At 62.1% G+C, this 19,588-nt stretch carries 17 protein-coding genes; 6 read left to right on the top strand and 11 right to left on the bottom strand.

The features are described from left to right. Positions 1–6: 6 nt before the first annotated feature. The 7 genes from HX873_RS22565 to HX873_RS22535 form a co-directional block, all read right to left on the bottom strand. Entirely contained in the window at positions 7–1,335 is a 1,329-nt protein-coding gene (locus HX873_RS22565) for a TolC family outer membrane protein (protein WP_177123226.1), read from the bottom strand. Continuing rightward, on the bottom strand, positions 1,332–2,663 hold the full coding sequence (locus HX873_RS22560; RefSeq protein WP_087693549.1) for an HlyD family type I secretion periplasmic adaptor subunit: 1,332 nt from the start codon (positions 2,661–2,663) through the stop codon (positions 1,332–1,334). The genes HX873_RS22565 and HX873_RS22560 overlap by 4 nt, the downstream gene beginning before the upstream one ends. Continuing rightward, on the bottom strand, positions 2,660–4,402 hold the full coding sequence (locus HX873_RS22555) for a type I secretion system permease/ATPase (protein ID WP_177123225.1): 1,743 nt from the start codon (positions 4,400–4,402) through the stop codon (positions 2,660–2,662). The genes HX873_RS22560 and HX873_RS22555 overlap by 4 nt, the downstream gene beginning before the upstream one ends. Before the next feature lie 176 nt (positions 4,403–4,578). Beyond that, on the bottom strand, positions 4,579–5,199 hold the full coding sequence (locus HX873_RS22550) for a heme acquisition protein HasA (RefSeq protein WP_003215551.1): 621 nt from the start codon (positions 5,197–5,199) through the stop codon (positions 4,579–4,581). A 108-nt stretch (positions 5,200–5,307) separates the two neighbouring features. After that, positions 5,308–8,058 carry a TonB-dependent receptor gene (locus HX873_RS22545; protein WP_177123224.1) on the bottom strand — a complete coding sequence of 917 codons (2,751 nt, stop codon included), beginning with the start codon at positions 8,056–8,058 and terminating at the stop codon, positions 5,308–5,310. A gap of 134 nt (positions 8,059–8,192) precedes the next feature. Then, positions 8,193–9,182: a FecR family protein gene (locus HX873_RS22540; protein WP_003215545.1), complete on the bottom strand. Its 990-nt coding sequence runs from the start codon at positions 9,180–9,182 to the stop codon at positions 8,193–8,195. A 63-nt stretch (positions 9,183–9,245) separates the two neighbouring features. Next, positions 9,246–9,767: an RNA polymerase sigma factor gene (locus tag HX873_RS22535; protein WP_003215543.1), complete on the bottom strand. Its 522-nt coding sequence runs from the start codon at positions 9,765–9,767 to the stop codon at positions 9,246–9,248. 205 nt (positions 9,768–9,972) lie between these two features. Here HX873_RS22535 and aroQ point away from each other — a divergent pair, with 205 nt between their 5' ends. Both aroQ and HX873_RS22525 read left to right on the top strand, forming a co-directional pair. After that, positions 9,973–10,413, top strand: a complete 441-nt coding sequence (gene aroQ, locus HX873_RS22530) for a type II 3-dehydroquinate dehydratase (protein ID WP_087693554.1) — start codon at positions 9,973–9,975, stop codon at positions 10,411–10,413. Beyond that, complete coding sequence (locus tag HX873_RS22525) at positions 10,410–11,276, top strand: shikimate dehydrogenase (RefSeq protein ID WP_177123223.1); 867 nt, start codon at positions 10,410–10,412, stop codon at positions 11,274–11,276. The genes aroQ and HX873_RS22525 overlap by 4 nt, the downstream gene beginning before the upstream one ends. A 122-nt stretch (positions 11,277–11,398) precedes the next feature. Here the strand turns inward: HX873_RS22525 and HX873_RS22520 are convergent, their stop codons facing one another. Both HX873_RS22520 and quiC read right to left on the bottom strand, forming a co-directional pair. Continuing rightward, positions 11,399–12,064 (bottom strand): TetR/AcrR family transcriptional regulator, encoded by a 666-nt coding sequence (locus tag HX873_RS22520; RefSeq protein ID WP_003215538.1) that lies wholly within the window; start codon positions 12,062–12,064, stop codon positions 11,399–11,401. Positions 12,065–12,135: 71 nt separating this feature from the next. Beyond that, on the bottom strand, positions 12,136–14,034 hold the full coding sequence (gene quiC / locus HX873_RS22515; protein ID WP_177123222.1) for a 3-dehydroshikimate dehydratase QuiC: 1,899 nt from the start codon (positions 14,032–14,034) through the stop codon (positions 12,136–12,138). A 254-nt stretch (positions 14,035–14,288) separates the two neighbouring features. Here quiC and HX873_RS22510 point away from each other — a divergent pair, with 254 nt between their 5' ends. Then, a complete protein-coding gene (locus HX873_RS22510; protein ID WP_003215533.1) occupies positions 14,289–15,623 on the top strand; it encodes an MFS transporter in 1,335 nt (444 codons plus the stop codon). 5 nt (positions 15,624–15,628) lie between these two features. Here HX873_RS22510 and HX873_RS22505 read toward each other — a convergent pair whose 3' ends face one another. Continuing rightward, complete coding sequence (locus HX873_RS22505; RefSeq protein ID WP_003215531.1) at positions 15,629–16,507, bottom strand: DMT family transporter; 879 nt, start codon at positions 16,505–16,507, stop codon at positions 15,629–15,631. Positions 16,508–16,693: 186 nt separating this feature from the next. On the opposite strand from HX873_RS22505, the gene HX873_RS22500 reads away from it, so the two are divergent. The 3 genes from HX873_RS22500 (at position 16,694) to HX873_RS22490 (ending at position 19,094) form a co-directional block, all read left to right on the top strand. Beyond that, on the top strand, positions 16,694–17,110 hold the full coding sequence (locus HX873_RS22500; RefSeq protein ID WP_003215528.1) for a hypothetical protein: 417 nt from the start codon (positions 16,694–16,696) through the stop codon (positions 17,108–17,110). 115 nt (positions 17,111–17,225) lie between these two features. Beyond that, the gene (locus tag HX873_RS22495) at positions 17,226–18,116 is read left to right on the top strand and encodes a neutral zinc metallopeptidase (protein ID WP_003215526.1); all 891 of its coding nucleotides are present in this window, start codon (positions 17,226–17,228) and stop codon (positions 18,114–18,116) included. Further along, the gene (locus tag HX873_RS22490) at positions 18,117–19,094 is read left to right on the top strand and encodes a hypothetical protein (protein WP_003215523.1); all 978 of its coding nucleotides are present in this window, start codon (positions 18,117–18,119) and stop codon (positions 19,092–19,094) included. Between the two features lie 134 nt (positions 19,095–19,228). Here the strand turns inward: HX873_RS22490 and HX873_RS22485 are convergent. Then, a partial coding sequence (locus HX873_RS22485) for an HAD family hydrolase (protein WP_177123221.1) occupies positions 19,229–19,588 on the bottom strand: 360 nt, incomplete at its 5' end.

The following is a 19,588-nucleotide window of genomic DNA, read 5'->3' as shown; positions in this document are numbered from 1 at the left end:
TAGCCATCATGCCGATGGCTGGAAATACCCCGCCAACGCCCGCAGGTCCTGCTCGTTCAGCAACCCTGCAAAATACTTCAGTTGTATCCGCGCCAGCAGATACGCATGCCGCGCATCCGCCAGGTCGCGGCGTGCCGTGAACAGTTGCTGCTCGGCATCCAGCACATCGAGGTTGACGCGCTCGCCACCGGTCACGCTTTTCTTCGTCGCCGTCACCAGGGCGGTGGCCGAGCTGACCGCCATTTCATACGCCCGCACTTTGGCCGCGCCGCTGGTGTTGAGGTTGAATTGCTTGCGCAGTTCGATCAGCGTCCTGGCGGTCTGCGCGTCCAGTTCATATTGGGCCTGGGACAGTTGATTGGCGGCCTGACGGGTTGACGCCGACACCGAGCCACCGGCGAACAGCGGCAGGCTGACCTGGATGCCGACGCTGTTGGTGTCGTACTTCTGGTTGTAGCTGCTTTCCGAATCCGAGCTGGTCTGGCGGCTGCTCGCATACAGGCTGACCTTGGGCATGTGCCCGGCGCGCTTGCGCTCCACTTCGTATTCGGCGACGTCCAGCGCGTGGTGCTGGGATTTGAGCTCCGGGTTGTTGGCCATCGCTATTTCCCGCCAGGTCTCGAAACGGTTGGGCTCCAGCGGCGGGATCTCGAACTGGCGAGTCAGCGGCGCCAACTCGTCTATCTGCAACGGCTGGCCCACAATCGCTTCCAGCTCGCGCAAGGCTGCGTCCTGGGTGTCCAGGGATTCGATCTCTTCGGCCTGGGCCAGGCTCAGGCGTGCCTGGGTTTCCAGCACATCGGTGCGGGTGCCCTCGCCGCCCTTGAGCAGCCGTTCATTGAGTTGCAGGCGCTCGGCATACGCGCGTTTCTGGGCGCGGCTCAGCTCGATCCGCTCCTGGGCCAGCAATGCCTGGCTGTAGGCGCTCAACACCCGCACGGCCAGTTCCTGGCTCTTGCTGCGAAAGCGTTCATCGGCAAACAGCGCCTGCGCTGCACCCTGGCGATAGCGCGCATAGGCTTCGTAATCGAGCAGCGGTTGTTGCAGGGTCAGGGTCGAGGCATAGCTGCGGTAATCGCGGTCGCTGGTGATGTTGCCCACCGCCGTCGACTGGGTGACTTCGGACTCATTGCGCGAGTTGTTGTAGCTCCAGGACAGGTTCGGCAACAGCCCGGCGCGGCCGATGATGCGGTTTTCCTCGCCGGCCTCGCGCTCCTGGATTGCCGCCTGAAACGTCGGATCGTTGCGCAGGGCCAAGTCATAGGCGTCGAGCAATCCCAGCGCCTGAACCGATCCACTGCAGGCACAACACAGACCGAATAACAGCGCCTTCATTCTTCCACCAACGCCATGTGAGTCCGATCCATCAAGGGTTTGAACAGGTAGTTGAGCATCGAGCGCTCACCGGTTTTGACGAACGCTTCCACCGGCATGCCCGGGCGAATCTGCAAGCCGTCGAGCTGGCGCATGCCAGCTGCACTGACCTGGGCGCGCAAGGTGTAATACGGCTCATCGGTGCGCTCGTCGACCTGGCGGTCGGCCGACACCAGCGTCACTTCACCGGCAATGCGGGGGGTGGTGCTCTGGTTGAACGCCGAGAACAGCAACTCCACCGGCAAGCCCGGGTGCACCTTGTCGACCATCTGCACCGGCACCCGCGCTTCCACCAGCAGTGGTTCGCCCTGGGGCACGATGTCCATCAGCGCCTGGCCGGGCTTGATCACGCCGCCTTCGGTGTACACCTCCAGCCCCACCACCACGCCAGTCGCCGGCGCGCGCACCAGGCTGTTGGCCAGTTCGAATTCGGCCGAGGCCAACCGGTTGCGCAAGTCGTCGCTGCGGGTGCGGGTTTCGGCCAGTTGGCCGCGCAGGTCTTTCTGGAAGTCTTCGCCGAGCTGGCGGATGCGCAGGCGCAGTTCAAGGACTTGCCGTTGCAACTGGCCGATGCGGCCGAAATCCTCGGCAATCGCACCGTCGAGCTGGGCATACAGCCGTTCATTTTCCAGCAGCCGATTGCGCGGAATGTAGCCGTCCCGCGCCAGCTCGCGCAGGCCTTGCAGTTGTTCATTCATCGCGGTGCGTTGCAGCACTTTGCTGGCCTGGGATTCCCGGGTGCCGCGCAATTGTGCCTCGGCCCCGGCGATGGTTTCCCGCAGGCCTTGCTGCTCCGTGGCCAGGGCCTGGGCGCGACTGCTGAACAGTTGCCGTTGCAGGCTCAAGGTGGCGGCGGCCTCAGGCTCGTTCAGCAGTTCGGGGCCGAAGACGATGGCCGACAAGCCTTCGCTCTCGGCACTCAAGCGCGCTTCGCTGGCCCGGGACGCAATGAACTGGCTGCGCAAAGACTGCATCTGCCCGCGCAACGGGGTTTCCTTCAGGCGGACCAATACCTGGCCGGCGCTCACCACCTCGCCATCGCGCACCTCGATCCGCTCGACGATCCCGCCCGCGGGGTGCTGCACCGTCTTGCGGTGCCCCGACACCATGACCTTGCCGGACACCGCCACACCCTTGTCCAACGGTGCCAGCGCGGCCCAGCCAAGGAACCCGGCAAACCCGCCGAGCACCAGCAACCAGCCCAGGCGCGCGTATTTTTTATCGTCCAGCGCCAGCACGTTGTTCACCGGCGGCACGCTGTTGTCCGTCACAAGCACAGGTCGGCTCATGCTTTTTTTCCTTCACCGAGGCGGTAGCTCATGCTCATCGCCGACACCGGTTTGGGCGGCGCGGCCGCCGGTTTCTGCGTGGCCTCCAGCACCCGCGCCGTGGGCCCGAACGCCTGCAACTGGCCGTCCCGCAGAATCAGTAATTGGTCCGTCAACGCCAGCACAGGGGTCTTGTGGGTGATCAGCACCAGCGTGCGACGCTGCGCCTTGAGCAAGGTGATGGCATGGAGCAAGGCCTGCTCGCCGGCCTCATCGAGATTGGAATTGGGCTCATCCAGTACGATCAGCGCAGGCACGCCGTACAGCGCTCGCGCCAGCGCGACACGTTGCTTCTGCCCGCCGGACAACCCGGCACCGCCCTCCCCCAGTTGGGTGTCGTAGCCTTGGGGCAACTGCAGGATCAGTTGATGCACGCCGGCCATTTGCGCGGCAGCGAGCACCTTGTCCGAATCCACGGTGTCGAAACGCGCGATGTTGTCGGCAATGCTGCCGGCGAACAGCTGGATGTCCTGGGGCAGATACCCAATGTGCGGGCCGAGTTGCTGCTTGTCCCATTGCGCCAGGTCCGCGCTGTCGAGCCGCACCTTGCCGGCCAAGGGCGCCCAGGCCCCCACCAGCAACCGCGCCAGGGTCGACTTACCGCAACCGGAAGGCCCGATCACGCCCAGCACGTCACCGGCAGGCAGGCTGAACCCGAGGTTGGCCAATGCAGGCCGACGACTGCCAGGCGCACACGCGCTTACCTGCTCGACCGTCAACTGGCCGCTGGGCGCCGGCAAGCTCATGCGCTCGGTGCGCGCCGGGTTGGCCGCCAGCATCAGGGTCAAACGGTCATAGGCCAGGCGCGCCGAACTCCACTGTTTCCACACGCCGATCAGCTGGTCGATAGGGCTCAGTACCCGCCCCATCAGGATCGAGCCGGCGATCATCATGCCCGGCGTAATCGCCCCCTGCACCGCCAGCAATGCGCCCAGACCGAGGACCAATGACTGCAACGCCAGGCGTACGCCCTTGGACCAGGCACTGATGGCAGCGGTCTTTTCACTGGCCAGGTTCTGCGCCGCCAGAAACGCCTGGTGCTGGGCAAACCAGCGCGCACGCAGGGTTGCCAGCATGCCCATGGCTTCGATGGCTTCGGCATTGCGCAGGTTGGCCGTGGCCTGCTGGCTGGCGCTGATCGACAGCTGATTGGCCTGAGTCAACGGTGCCTGGCAGATGTGCTGGTTGGCCCACGCCAGCGCCATCAGCATCAGCGCACCGGCCAGCGCCAGGACGCCGAGCCAGGGGTGGAACAGGAAGATCACCAGCAAGTACACCGGAAACCACGGCGCATCAAAAAATGCGAACAGCGCCTGGCCGGTGGCGAACTGGCGCAAGGTCGTCAGGTCGCTCAACGCCTGCCCAGCCGCCTGGGTACCGCCCTTGAGTTGCGCCTCGAACGCGGCGTCGTACACCCGCTGGTTCAGGCGCATGTCCATCTGTGTGCCAAGACGGATCACCACCTGGCTGCGCACCCACTCCAGCGCGCCCATCAAGCCGAACAAGCCAAGGATCATCAGCGTCAGCATCAACAGGGTCATCGAGTTGCCGGAGGCCAGCACCCGGTCGTAGACCTGCAACATGTACAGCGCCGGAGCCAGCATCAACAGGTTGATCACTGCCGAAAACAAGCCAATGTTGAGGAAGCCACTTTTATAGGCCGTGAGAGCGGCCAGGGTTTCGTTGCCGGCATGGCGCATCGAGGGAGTCTCATGGGGGAAATCGGGAAGCGCCGCCCGCGTTTGACACGCCGCGCGCCGCTGCGCAGAATTTGTCACCGCCGTCGCCCTGGCCTTCGAAACTCACGGCGACGACGGGGTTTACGCAGCGAATGGGAGAGCGATCTTCCATTCGCTTTTTTCATTGCGCAGCCACATCAGGCAGCGAGTGCCCAGTCCTGTGCAACGTCCTGCACGCCTACCAGGGCGACGTCGGTGGTGGTTGCCGTAGCGTGTGCTGCCAGGCCGGCCGAGATCTCGTCGAAGGTGTTGGCGGTGGACAGGCCGAAGTCGTCCAGCAGGTTGTTGAGCACGGTTTCCAGTGCCGAGGTGTTGCCTTGCATCAGGCTGTAGATCACGTTCTGAACGTCGTTGCCGACGCGGCCTGCACCTTGTGCCGCGCTCAAGTCAAGGCCGTTGAAAGCCACTTTGAACGCATCGAGGGTGAAGTCGCTGCCATTGCCGCCGCCCAGGCCGGTGCCCAGTTGAACGTTATCCAGGTTGCCCCACAGGTAGTGGTTTTCGTTGTGGCTGGCTGGCAGCGCCGGGTTGAATACGTAGTGCAGGCCGTTGCTGGTGTTGCTGTCGGCAATGAACGCGTAGTCGGAATTGTTGGCGCCGTGGGTCGAATACTGGTCGCCGCTCAGGGAGCCGTTGCTGAAGCCGCCGGTGTTGCTGCTGCCGTGACCCGCAGTGTTGAACCCCAGTGCCCAGTCGGTCAGGTAGTCCGAGACGGAGTAAGCACCGAGCGCAGCTTCGTAACTAACAGAAATAGTCATCACTTAACCTCGTTATAAACAACACGATTGATCAGCACGCTCATACAGCGCACTTTTTGCCCACCCTTGGGCAAAACCGTTGGTTGATAAAGTGCCGTGGCACCTTGATCAGAACTTGTATTCGAGCATCCCGCTCAACGTTCGCCCGCGCGCCAGGCTCAGGTTATTGGCGTCCCCCATGGCAACGAAGTAGGCCTCATCGGTGGCGTTTTCCAGCGCCAGGGCGATGTTCAATTGCTCGGTCATCCAGTAGCTGGCGTACAGGTCATAGAGGGTGTACTGGGGCCATAGCGCCTGGTCGATGAAGTCATAACCTTGTGAGTCGAGGTTCTCGCCATTGCCTGAGCTGTAGCGCACGCGGACGCCCATATCGAGTCGCTTTTCCAGGAAGCGCGCGCCGAGGGTCAGCGAGCCGCGATCAGCCGGCATATAGGTGGCGTTGCCCATGATCCGGCCACAGCTTTCCTTGTTGTTGGCGACATCGTCGTCCAGCACCTCATACGTGGTCACCGGGCGCAGGCCGATCGTGCCGTTTGGCCGGGTGTAGCGTTCATAGCGTGTGGTGGACGGCCCGTTCTTCTTCGCCCCGCCCATGTAATAGTTCTTCGAGCAGAACTCATTACTGCCGATCATGTGGGTGTAACTAAGGTTGGCGTACGCCCGCCCCATGTCGTAGTTGAGCTGGTACTCCACCCCCCGAAAGCGCGTGGGGTTGGTGTTATTGACGTACGCCATCGTGCCGAGAAAACCGCCGACGGAGGTCTCCGGCAAACTGACGCTGTGATTGAGGAAAGAGAAGTTCTCGATCCGGGTATCGAAGTAAGCCACCTTCATGCCCAGGCGGTCGTCACCGAACAGCAGTCCCTCTTTGAATACGTTCACGCCCATTTCCCAGTCCCGCGACTCTTCGGGTTTCAGGAACGGGTTGGGAAACACCCGCTCTGATGAGCTGCCACCGTGAGGACGCCCGGTCATGAAGGTTTCCGTCACCGCCGGCGGGCGCCAGCCCTTGCCCCAGCGGGCGTAGAGTTGCATCCAGTCCAGCCCCGGCTTTATGCCGATACCGAACGTGGGAGAGAACTGGCCCTCTTCTCTATCAATGTCGAAAACCTCCTCGACACGCTTGGCACCTACCGTGCTGCTGTAGAACCGATCGCGCCGGTACAGCGTCATCCCGGTGACCCCTTCCAGCCGATAGCGGTCGTACCGCAAGCCCGCATCCAGCGTCAGCCAGTCGCCATATTCGTACTGCAGGTTGTTGAACAGGCTGGCGATGGTGCGTTTGCCACCGGGCGTCCCGCCTTCAACGTAAGGCAACAGGCCGGAAAGGTTGGTGGCCTCGACCTTGTTGGTACTGGGCTTGAACTTGTCTTGATACACCTCCACGCCGTAGTTCCAACTCACATGACCCAACGCATCGAAGTCGAACCGCGATGTGTTGTCGCCCTGTACACCCCAGGTATCGGTCTGAAAATGATCCGTGTAGCCCGCCACATAGTTGCCGGAGGTCAGCGACGCGGTGTTGGGCGCATTGTCCCGGTCCATCTGTGTGGTGACGTAGTAGACCTTGGCCTTGAAATCGATCAGCGGGTTATCCGGCGTGTAGCGATAATCCAGTCCGACGTTCCTGGCATTGAGGTTGTTCTTGCTGACGCGCTGGTAGTACACGCTCTGGTTATCCGGGGCGGTGTAGGCCCACGCGTCATTGCTGTCGCTGTCACTTTCCAGGTAGCTCAGTTGCACCCGTTGGTCATTGGGCAGGTTCAGGCCGAACTTGACGATTTGCGAGCGGGTCACGCTGCCGGTGTCACCGACCTCACTGTTCAGCCAATCGTCGAAGGCCGCAGGCTGGGAGTCACGAGCGCGCAAATGAGTACCCAGTTTCTGGTCGTTGTGAGTACCGGCGCGGTAGTCGCCAAAATGCCGTTCGCTGTACCCCAGCAGCACGTCGCCGCGCTCGTCGCCAAAGGCAAACACACCGCTGCCGTTGAAATAGGTGCCGTTACCCAGTTCACCAATCCCGCTACCGGCACGCAGACGCCCGCCATAGTCCTTGCCATCGGCCAGGAACTCACTGGCCTCCAGGGTCTTGAAGGATGCAATCCCGCCCAACACGGCAGCACCGCCCTGCCCGGACTGGCTGCCCTTGTCGATTTCGATGCTGGAGATGAATTCCGGGTCGATCAACATCGTGCCGTTGCGCTGCTGGTGGCCGTTGACGTTGAAGTTCTGGCGCATGCCGTCGATGTTCATGTTGACCCGGCCGTAGTCCTGCACGCCGCGGATGTTCACCGACAGGCCCGGGTCACGCTGGTTGACGGCGGTGTACACGCCGGCGGTTTCTTCGAGCATGTCGGCGGCATGGCGTGGTGGGCGTTTGTCGATCTGCTCGCGACTGATCACGGCCACCGAGCGCGGTGTGTCGTACACCCAGTCGCTTGGCTTGCCGTTGGTGTTGCCGGTGATGGTGGTGGTGCCCACGGTCAGCGCACCGTCATGGTCGGCGCCGACGCGAGTCAGCGTCACCTGCCGGTCCCCGGTAAAGCGGTATTCCACCGGTGCACTGCCCACCAATCGGCCGAGGCCTTCCTGGGCGCTGTAACGGCCCTTGAGCGCGGTGCTGGTGAGGCCTTGCAGGCGCGCGCTGTCGAACAACACTTGCAACCCGGCCTGGTCGGCGAACGTCAGTACGGCAAGGCCCAAGGGTTGCGCCGCAATATCAAACGTCAACGTGACAGGCTGTGATTCACCGACTGGCGCCTCGGCGGCCTGCACCTGGCAGGCGGAGGCTAACAGCCCCAGGTGGATGGCAAGGGCCAACCGGCTACCGGTGTTGCGCCCCTTGGTGATTGCAGACATCGACGTTATCCCTTCGCTGACCATTCTTGTTTATGCGAATACTTCTCACTTAACAGGACGTATCAGGCGTCGGAACTCAGTAAGGCTTTTTTGAAAGTTTTTTCAAAGGGCGTAAACGGGGCCCGGCGACCCCATCAATAGATCAGGCTCAGCCCCGCCAGATCAAAGCGCTGCACCTGTAATTCTTCGGTCAGGGTGCCGAGGGCCGTGTCGAGCATATCGAGGCGGAACACGCCGCTGACTTCACGGGTGCCGAGGTCGGCATTGGTCAGCACCACCTTGCCCGGCCGGTAGCGGTTGAGCTGTTCGATGACCTTGGCCAGCGGCAAGCGGTCGAAGATCAGCACACCGCGACGCCAACTGGTGGCGCGCTCCAGGTCGAAGTCGTCGAGGGCGACCACGCCGTTCTCCGGGCTGTAGCGCGCAGCCTGGCCTTCCTTGAGCACAGTTGCTTTCTGCGGCAGCGCCTGCAGCGTGACGGCCACACTGTGCTGCAACACTCCGACCCAGGCCTGCCGGTCGTCCTCACGCTCGACCACAAACCGCGTGCCCAGGGCACGGGTTTGCCCGCTGGCGCTGTGCACCACGAACGGTCTTTTTTCCTCACCGGCCATGGGCGCCACATCAAAGATGGCCGAGCCTTTGATCAGGCTGATGCGCCGCTGCACACCGTCAAAATCCAGCTTGATCGCACTCGCAGAATCCAGTTGCACGCTGCTGCCGTCCGCCAGGTGCACGGTGCGCACTTCGCCTTTTTGGGTGAAGTAATCGGCCTGCACCTGCAGCAGCGCCTCAGGCCCGCGCACCCAGCCGACGCCCGCCACCACCAGCAACAGCGCAACACTCGCCGCCATGCGCCACGGCCTGCGCCGACGAGGGCCGCGCACCGGCGCAGCGGTAGCGGGCGGCCGCTGGCGATGCACCGTCTCATCGCGATGCACCTCGCCCAGCGCCGCCCACGTCTGCTCGGCAAAACGCAGCGCCGCTTCATGGCGGCTGTCTCTGGCGATCCATTGGCGCAGCTCGGCCTGCTCCTGATCGGTCAGGGCGCCGGCGTGCAGGCGCACCGCCCAATCGGCAGCCGCCTCGGTAATGCTGTGCTGTTGCGGACCCGGGCTATTCACGTGTGAATCTCGAATTTTTCGTTATATAACGCTGTGACGTCTGACCCCAGATTTGTCGGTAATTCATTCGTCGGACGGCCCCGCCTCACCTTCCTGCAAACGCTGCATGACATACGCCAGCGCCTTGGCCAGGTGCTTTTGCACTGAGCTGTCGGAAATGCCCAGGTGGCGCGCGACCTGGGCATGGGTCATGCCCTCGATCCGGTTGAGACGGAAAATCTGCCGGGTACGCTCCGGCAATTCCGCCAGTGCCTGCTTCAATGCCTGCCGCTGTTGCTGCGCCATCGCCTGAGCCTCCAACCCGGCCATTTCATCTTCAATCTCGGCCAGCGCCTCATGGGGCACGGAGTCGGTCTTGCGCCGCGCCTCCTGGCGGATATGGTCGATCAGCAGATTGCCGGCCGTGCGATAGAGATAGCCCTGGGAGTTGTCGATGCGCTCGCCGGCCGGCTTTTGCGCCAGGCGCAGGAAACTCTCCTGCACCAGGTCTGCGGCCAACTGCGGGTCCCGTACCTTGCGTGCGAGATACCCGCGCAGAGTATCGGCGTGCTTGAGAAACAGGCCTTTGAGATCCACGTCCGACAAACCGACTCCCTGGAATGTTAAGGAAACAGGCGGGCATCTTAAGCGTTGTCGAGAATGATTTTCAATTGATATCAACTCTGATCCACACAACGGTGGTTTTCATTCAGCGTTCGGTAATCGAACGGTTCCCACCCACGCGATTGACCAAATTAACCATTCAGTACATTTTATCGACCTACATAAAAACAACAGTGGAGAACCCTCTATGCCGCCCATCGTGCTGGTGCTCAACGGCCCCAACCTCAACCTGCTCGGCACTCGCGAGCCCGCCACTTATGGCCATGAAACCCTGGCCGACCTTGCTGCCCTGTGTGGCCGCAGCGCCGAGCAACTGGGCCTGAAAGTCGAATTCCGCCAGACCAACCACGAAGGCGAATTGCTGGACTGGATCCACGGCGCCCGCGCCCGTTGCGCCGGCATCGTGATCAACCCGGCAGCCTGGACCCACACTTCGGTGGCGATCCGCGACGCGCTGGTGGCCAGTGAAGTACCGGTGATCGAAGTGCATTTGTCCAACGTGCATGCCCGGGAAGCGTTCCGTCATCACTCGTTCGTGTCGCCGATTGCCAAGGCGGTGCTGGCCGGGTTTGGCAGCCACGGTTATCACCTCGCCCTCGAACATTTCAGCAAGACCTTGAAGGGATGAGCGCGGTGTCCAAACGTCGAATTCTGGCCGGCCTGATAGGCGCCGGCATCCAGGCTTCCCGCACCCCGGCCCTGCATGAGCATGAAGGCGATGCCCAGGGCCTGCGTTACCTCTATCGCCTGATCGACCTCGACCGGCTACAGGTGGATACCCGCGCCCTGCCCGACCTGTTGATGGCGGCCGAACAGATGAACTTCACCGGTTTGAACATCACCTACCCGTGCAAGCAGGCGATCCTGCCGCTGCTGGACGAACTGTCGCCCGAAGCGCGGGGCATCGGCGCGGTGAACACCGTGGTGCTTTGCGACGGTAAACGCATCGGCCACAACACCGACTGCCTGGGCTTTGCCGAAGGCTTTCGCCGGGGCTTGAGTGATGTGGCTCGCAAGTTCGTGGTGCAGATGGGCGCGGGCGGCGCCGGGGCGGCAGTCGCCCATGCGCTGCTGGGTGAATGCGTGGAACGCTTGAGCATTTTCGACATGGACGCCGAACGTGCCCGCAGCCTGGCAGACAACCTAAACCAGCATTTCGGTGCCGGCCGGGCGCAGGCCGGCAATGACCTGGAAAGCGCCATGGCCGAAGCCGATGGCCTGGTGAATACTACGCCAATGGGCATGGCCAAGCTGCCGGGCATGCCGGTGCCGTTGGGCACCTTGCGCGCCGACTTGTGGGTAGCGGAGATCGTCTACTTCCCACTGGAAACCGAACTGCTGCGCAACGCCCGCGCCCTGGGTTGCCGCACCCTGGATGGCGGCAACATGGCGGTGTTTCAGGCGGTGAAGGCGTTTGAGTTGTTCACTGGCGAAGTGGCGGATGCAGAGCGCATGCTCGCGCACTTCCAGAGCATGACCACCCAACTGTAGAAACCGGATTAGAAATGTGGGAGCGGGCTTGCTCGCGAATGCGGAGTGTCAGCCACCGGATGTTTTACTGACCCACCGCCTTCGCGAGCAAGCCCGCTCCCACATTTTGCTCGGTGTTGAACTCAAGCCTGCAGGTAGCGCAACACCGACTCGCAGATCATCGCCCGATGCCGCTGCTTGACCGCCTCATCCGACAACTCGATCTGAAAGATCTCGCTGAAGGTGTGGCGGTTCGACACCCGGTAGAAGCTGAACGAGTTGATCAGCAAGTGCACGTCCAGCGGCTCCAGCCCTTCCCGGAACAACCCCAACTCGGCGCCCCGGCGCAACGTGGTGCCAAGGGCTTCGAGGATGTTGCTGTTCATCGCCTTGATCGACGTCGACTGCTTTACATACTCGGCGTTGTGGATGTTCTCGATGCTCACGATGCGCACAAAATCCACGTTCTGATCGTGGTGATCAAAGGTGAATTCCACCAGCCGGCGGATCGCTTCCCGGGGCTCCAGGGCCGTCAGGTTCATCCGTGTCTCGGTGTTGCGAATGTCGCCGTAGAGTTTCTCCAGCACCTCGACGTAGAGCTGCTCCTTGCTGCCGAAGTAGTAATAGATCATGCGCTTGGAGGTCTGGATACGCTCCGCGATCGCGTCCACCCGGGCGCCGGAAAGGCCCTGGGTGACAAACTCGACGATGGCTTCCTGGAGAATGTTCTCGCGGGTCTTTTCCGGGTTGTTCTTGCGGCTCTTGCGCGGTGCGGTGGCCGCGGCGGGAAGCTCGGAGGTCAGGGTCATGGTGCGCTCACGGCCTTAGGTGCAGGCGCTGATTATGGGCCGCGCCGCACGCCGAAGGAAGCGCCGGCACCTTACAACCTGGCCTGGCGCACCGCACCGCTGCGGGACTTGGCCATGGCCGCCAGGCGCACCGCCACGTTGGCCGCACCGTAGCCGGCGTAACCGTTCTTGCGCTGGATGATCTCGAAGAAAAACCGGCCCTCGAACGGTTCGGTATAAACGTGAAACAGTTCACCGCCCTGGGCATCGCGGTCGTACAGCACGTTGTAATACGCGAGCTGGCTGAGGAACTCGTCATCGAAATCAAACCGTGCCGCCAGGTCATCGTAATAGTTCAGCGGGATATCCAGCAGCGGCACGCCCGCATCCTTGGCCCGGCTGACCTCGGCGAAAATGTCCGCGCAGTCGAAGGCAATGTGGTGCACGCCCGAGCCGCGATAGCTCGACAGCGCGTGGGAAATCGCGGTGTTGCGGTTCTCGGAAATATTCAGCGGCAGGCGAATCGAGCTGCAACGGCTGCGCAGTGCCCGGCTTTTCACCAGGCCATAGGGATCCGGCAGCACCACTTCGTCGTCGGCTTCGAAATCCAGCGAGCTTTTGTAGAACAACACCCAACTGTCGAGGCTGTCGGCGGGCAAGGCCATGGCCATGTGGTCGATGCGCAGCAGGCCGCCGCTGGCGGCGTTCGCCGGTTGCAGGTTGAAGTCGGTGTCGTAGAGGCCGCCTTCGTGCTGGTCCACCAGGTAGATCAGGCTGCCATCCGGTGCGCGCACCGCTGCCAGCTCCAGCTCGTTGGGGCCGACCAGCCCACGATACGGCTGGCCCTTGTAGGCCACCGCCCGCTCCAGGGCCTTGGCGCTGTCCTTTACCCGGATCGCCGTGGCGCACAACGACGGGCCGTGGGCCTCGAAGAAGTTATGGGCGAAGGAATAGGGTTCGCAATTGAGGATCAGGTTGATATCGCCCTGGCGCAACAGGCTGACGCTCTTGGATCGATGCTGCCCGGCCTTGACGAAGCCCAGGCGCTCCAGCCATGAAGTGAGCTTGGCACCGAGGTTTTCATCCACGGCAAATTCCAGGAATTCGATGCCGTCGTATTCGCTGGCGGCCGGGGTTTCAAACAGGATCTCGGGGACCGGCGTCGCTTCTTGCTCCAATCGCTGGCGGGTTTTCTCTTCGAGGTACAGCAGCGAGCGCAGGCCGTCGGCGGCATTCGCCCGGGTCGGCGCGGCGCGGAAGCCGTCGTTGAAGATTTCCAGGGACAACGGCCCGGTGTAGCCACTCTTGATGATCGGGGCGAGAAAGCCCGCCAGGTCGAACTCGCCCTGGCCTGGGAAGCAGCGGAAATGCCGGCTCCATTCCAGTACATCCATCGCGAGGATCGGCGCATCGGCCATCTGCACAAAGAAAATCTTGTCGCCGGGAATCTCGGCAATCGCACTCGGGTCGCCCTTGAGAGACAGGGTGTGGAAGCTGTCGAGCAACACGCCCAGGCTCGGATGATCGATCTTGCGCACCAGGTTCCACACCTGCTGCCAGGTGTTGACGTGCCGGCCCCAGGCCAGCGCTTCATAGCCGATGCGCAAGCCCCGGCGGCCAGCGTGTTCGGCCAGCAGGCTCAGGTCATCCAGCAGAATGCTTTCATCGCCCACGGAATCGGCTGACGCGTTACTGCACACCAACACCAGGTCGGTGCCCAGCTCCTGCATCAAGTCGAACTTGCGCTCGGCCCGCTCCAGGTTGCGTGTCAGGCGGTCGCGGCGGCAGCCCTCAAAGTCCCGGAACGGCTGGAACAAGGTGATGACAATGCCGAGGTCGGCGCACATTTGCCTAACTTCACGCGGACTGCCGTCGTAATACAGCAGATCGTTTTCGAAGATTTCCACGCCATCAAACCCGGCAGCCGCGATGGCTTCGAGTTTTTCCGGCAAGGTTCCGCTCAAGGAAACGGTGGCGATGGAGCGTTGCATGGGGCGACTCCCGGCATTGAGGCATGTCTTGTTTACGGCAAATTATTGGCCGCCAGGTTCATCACAGCAATTGAAATGTACGAACCGGTTAGTTTTATGGGCGATTATCGAACAGAATGGCAATCGGCGAATTGACGATTTTTTAGCCGCTGCGCACCATCGACAGCACATTGAGCCCCGCTTCCATTGAGCGGCCTCGGTTAACCAAGACCCTGAACACACCATAAAAATTTCAAAAAAACGGGTACTTCCTCATGCCTTCGCAAAATCCCGCCGTGGCCGTGGGCCACAGCAATCCCCATAGCGGCATCGGTGACAAAATCCGTGGCGCCATGGCTGTCGGTAAAACCCGCTGGGGCATGCTGGCCCTGGTGTTTTTCGCCACCACCCTGAACTACATCGACCGCGCCGCCCTCGGCGTGATGCAACCGATCCTGGCCAAGGAAATGAGCTGGACGGCGATGGACTACGCCAACATCAACTTCTGGTTCCAGGTGGGTTACGCCATCGGCTTTGTGCTGCAAGGCCGGTTGATCGACCGGGTCGGCGTCAAGCGCGTGTTCTTCTGCGCGGTGCTGCTGTGGAGCCTGGCCACCGGCGCCCATGGCCTGGCCACCTCGGCGGTGGGCTTTATGGTCTGCCGGTTCATTCTCGGGCTGACCGAAGCCGCCAACTACCCGGCCTGCGTCAAGACCACCCGCCTGTGGTTCCCCGCTGGCGAGCGTGCCGTGGCCACCGGGATCTTCAACGCCGGCACCAACGTCGGCGCGATGATGACGCCGATGCTGCTGCCGCTGATCCTCCACGTGTGGGGCTGGCAGGCGGCGTTCCTGTGCATGTCGGCACTGGGCGGGATCTGGCTGGTGCTCTGGGGCTTGAAGTACTACAACCCGGAAGACCATCCAAGCGTGAAGCAATCGGAACTGGACTACGTGCAACAGGAAGTCGAACCGGAACAACCCCGCGTACCGTTCAGCCGGATCCTGCGGATGCGCGGCACCTGGGCCTTCGCCCTCGCCTACTCGATGACCGCGCCGGTGTTCTGGTTCTACCTGTACTGGCTGCCGCCGTTCCTGAATCAGCAATACAACCTGGGCATCAACGTGACCCAGATGGGCATTCCGCTGATCATCATTTACCTGACGGCGGACTTCGGCAGCATCGGCGGTGGGATTCTGTCTTCGTTCCTGATCGGACGCGGGATGAACCCGATCAAGGCGCGGCTGCTGTCGATGTTGCTGTTTGCCTGCTGCATCGTCGGAGTGATCATGGCCGCCGGCTCCAGCCACCTGTGGGTCGCGGTGTTTGCGATTTCCCTGGCCATCGGCGCGCACCAGGCCTGGACCGCCAACATCTGGAGCCTGGTGATGGACTACACGCCCAAGCACATGATGAGTACGGTGTTTGGTTTTGGCGGCATGTGCGCGGCCATCGGCGGGATGTTCATGACCCAGATCGTCGGCCATATCCTGACCGTGACCAACAACAACTACACCGTGCTGTTCACCCTGATTCCGGCGATGTACTTCATCGCGCTGATCTGGATGTACTTCATGGCGCCGCGCAAGATTCCGACCGTCGAGGTCTGAGTTTCCTACCTGCGCCGCTGCTGCCAGGCAGCGGCCAACCCGCTCAGGCAAATCACCCCGATCCCGACCACGGTGGTCAGGTCCGGGGTGTGGTTGAACACCAGCCAGCCCAACAACCCCGCAAACACGATCTGGCAATAGCCGAACGGCGCCAGCAGGGCCGGCGCTGCGAAGCGGAAGGCCTGGGTCAGCATCAAGTGTGCGGTCATCCCGCAAGTGCCCAGCGCCAGCATCAGCACCCCGTGCCACAGGCTCGGCACCTGCCAGAAGAACGGCACCAGCGCACTCATCACCAAGGTGTTGCACAGCCCGGCGAAGAAGTTGCTGGTGGTGGGGGTGTCGTACTTGCTGAGGATGCGGGTGAGCAGTTGGTAGAAGCAGAAGAACAACGCCGACGTCAGCGGCAACAACACCGCGGGGGTGAACAGCTCACCGCCCGGGTGCACAATGATCAGCACCCCGATAAACCCGCAAATCACCGCCAGCCATTGGCCGCGGGTCACGTGCTCACCCAACAGCGGCACCGACAACGCGGTGACCAGGATCGGCGCAAGAAAGTTGACCGCCGTGGCTTCGGCCAACGGGATAAAGTGCAGCGCCGCCGTAAAGAACAGGCTGGTGCCCAGCAGGCACAAGGCCCGCGCCACTTGCAGCAAAGGGCGTTTGCTGCGCAGCACCCGCAGGCCCGATTGCGGCAGGAAGATCCCGGCCATCAACAGCGTGTGCACCAGGTAGCGGGCCCACACCACCATCACGATCGGGTAGAACCCGGCCAGGTATTTGGACAGCGCGTCGTGGCTGGAAAACAGAAAGGTCGCCACCACAATCAGCAAAATGCCTTTGAGCGGGTGGTTGACGCCGGAAAGTGGGGTACTGAGGGTCATTGCATTCTCTTGAGTGGCAGGCTGAAATGACCGCCGCATACCGCGGCATAATCTAGAACGGGTAAAGCGCCTCGCTCAAGAGCATAACCAAACACTGTTCGAACAGCGCACTAAATTGCGGTTTTCCAGTCCAACGCTTCACGCCGCCCCGCCCACTGCGCGTTTTTTAACCAAGGCTTTCTCACCATGAAAAAAACCCTGTTGATTCTTTCGACCCTGACGCTGCTCAGCGCCTGCGACAAGCAAGCCGAGACAGCCAAGACGCCCGCCCCGCCGTCTGTCCAGGCAACGTTGGTACCGCAAGTGCTGCCCACCGACAAATGGGTCGGCAAGTGGATTGGCGTCGAAGGCCTGAACCTGACCATCGCCAAGGACGACAGCATCGGCCGCGGCCACTATGTACTGACCATGAAATACGGCCTGGATGACGACGATTCCGGCACCTTCAAGGGCCAGGCATCCGAAGACGGCATCACCTTTGAACGCCCGGACGGCCCGCAGATCCTGAGCGCTGGCGACGGCGAAGCCACTGGCCTGAAATGGCTGGCCGACAAGAAGGACTGCCTGATCGTCGACACCGGCGAAGGGTATTGCCGCGACTGACACAAGCTTCATACAGATCGGACGACGCAGCGTTTAGCATCGTCAGACAGCCGGACTGGCGCCAACCCTACACACCAACAACACTGAGCTGCAGGTTCACAAAGAGGATTGCCACATGCTATGGAAAAAAGGCCGACGCAGCGACAACGTGGTAGACGCCCGCGATGACAGCGGCGGCGGTGGCGGTGGCATGCGTTTTGGGGGCGGCAAGGGCCTGAGCCTGACGGCCATCGTGCTGATCGTCGGCATCGGCTGGCTGACCGGCCAGGACCCGATGCAGATTCTCGGGCAACTCAGCGGCCAGCTCACCGAGCAAGCGCCCTCCGTCAGCCCGCAAACCCGCCAGGCGCCGCCGGCCAATGATGAACAAGCCGACTTCGTGCGCGCCGTACTCGGCGACACCGAAGACACCTGGGCCCAGGTGTTCCAGGAAAACGGCCTGACCTACAAGAACCCCAAACTGATCCTGTTCCGCGGCCGGGTGAACTCCGCCTGCGGTGGCGCCACGTCCGCCAGCGGGCCGTTCTATTGCCCGGCAGACCAACAGGTATACCTGGACCTGGATTTCTTCCGGGAAATGTCCCAGCGCTTCAAGGCCGCCGGCGACTTCGCCCAGGCCTACGTGATCGCTCATGAAGTCGGACATCACGTGCAGACGCTGCTGGGCATCTCGGCGAAGATTCAGGCAGCCCGCCAGCAAGGCCGGCAGATGCAAGGCGACGGCGGCCTGCTGGTGCGCCAGGAGCTGCAAGCCGACTGCTTCGCCGGGGTGTGGGCCAACCGCGCGCAAAAGCGCCTGAACTGGCTGGAGCCCGGCGACATTGAAGAAGCACTGAATGCGGCCAACGCGATTGGCGATGACCGCTTGCAGCAACAGGGCCAGGGCCGCGTGGTGCCTGACTCGTTTACCCACGGCACCTCGGCACAGCGGGTTCGCTGGTTCAAGACCGGCTTCGCCCAGGGCCAGATCACTCAATGCGACACCTTTACCGCCAAGAGCCTTTAAATGAATAAACGACTGGGTCTGCTGTTAGGTTTGTTGATCACCTGTTCCTCCTCCACCTGGGCTGCCGAACACGGCGTCAAGGTGGTCAGTCCCGATCGTTTTCACCTGGATGCCGGCGACCTGAGCGTCGGCTTGAGCCAGGACTGGCGCCAGCCGCTGCCTCAAGTTACCCGCGCGCTGATCATCGTGCATGGTCGCCTGCGCAACGCGATGACCTACCTGGACAGCGGCGAAAAAGCGGCCGAAGCCGCAGGACAAAACGCCAATACCCTGGTGATTGCGCCACAGTTCCTCAACCAGACCGACCTCAAGCGCAACCAGATCGACAGCCAGACCCTGCGCTGGAACAGTAACGACTGGATGGCCGGCGAGCCGTCCACAGGCCCGGGCCAGATCAGCTCCTACGGCGCGCTGGACCAGATCATCAAGCACCTGGGCAACCGCAAGCTGTTCCCGAACCTGAAGGAAATCGTGGTGGCCGGCCATTCCGGTGGCGGCCAGGTGGTGCAGCGTTTTGCGCTGACCGGGCATGATCACCCGCTGCTGCAAACCGAAGGCATCAGCCTGCGTTATGTGGTGGCCAACCCGTCGTCCTACGCGTACTTCAGCCCACAGCGTCCGGTGAAATTCGATGTTGCCAGTTGCCCGGGCTTCAACGACTGGAAGTACGGCATGCAAAACCTGCCGGCCTACGCCAAGGGGCAAAGTGCCGAGCAGCTGGAGCAGGCTTACGTTTCGCGTAATGTCACTTACTTGTTGGGCCAGCAGGACACCGACCCGAATCACCCGGCGCTGGACAAGAGCTGCGGCGCTGAAACCCAGGGCGCGTATCGCTTGATTCGCGGGCACAATTATTTTGACTACCTCAAGCAGCGGCACCCGCAGTTGGGCCACAAGCTGGTGGAAGTGCCGGGGGTTGGGCATAACGGGGACAAGATGTTTACGTCGCCTGAAGGGCAGAAAGTACTGTTCCAATAACCACTGAAGAAACCGGATCAAAAATGTGGGAGCGGGCTTGCTCGCGAATGCGGTGGATCAGTCAGCCTATGTATTGACTGACACACCGCGTTCGCGAGCAAGCCCGCTCCCACATTGAATTTTCATCGACCGGACTAAATCATCCGGCGCAATACCGCGCAATCTTCGGCATGCCAATCCGCCAGTTCCGGCCACGGGTTTTCCGGCAGATTGACCAGCACAGTCTTCGTCCCCGCCGCCCGCCCGCAATCCAGATCAAACCGGTAATCACCGACCATCACCATCTCTTGCGGCGCCACTTCCCACGCTCGCGCCAGCTTCAACAAACCACCCGGGTCAGGCTTGGGCGGCGCATCATCACGCCCCAACACATCCTCGGCCGCAAAGCAGTCCGCGAGGCCGATCGCCTGCAATGTCACATGGGCCAGCTCCCGTGCATTGCGCGTCAGGATACCCAGGCGATAACCCCTCCCGGCCAATTCCCGCACCAACTC

It is taken from the genome of Pseudomonas sp. P7758, from assembly GCF_013386485.1.
Lineage (GTDB): Bacteria > Pseudomonadota > Gammaproteobacteria > Pseudomonadales > Pseudomonadaceae > Aquipseudomonas.
Note: the sequence above shows the minus strand (reverse complement) of the source record. Positions and strands in the feature narration are given on the sequence as shown.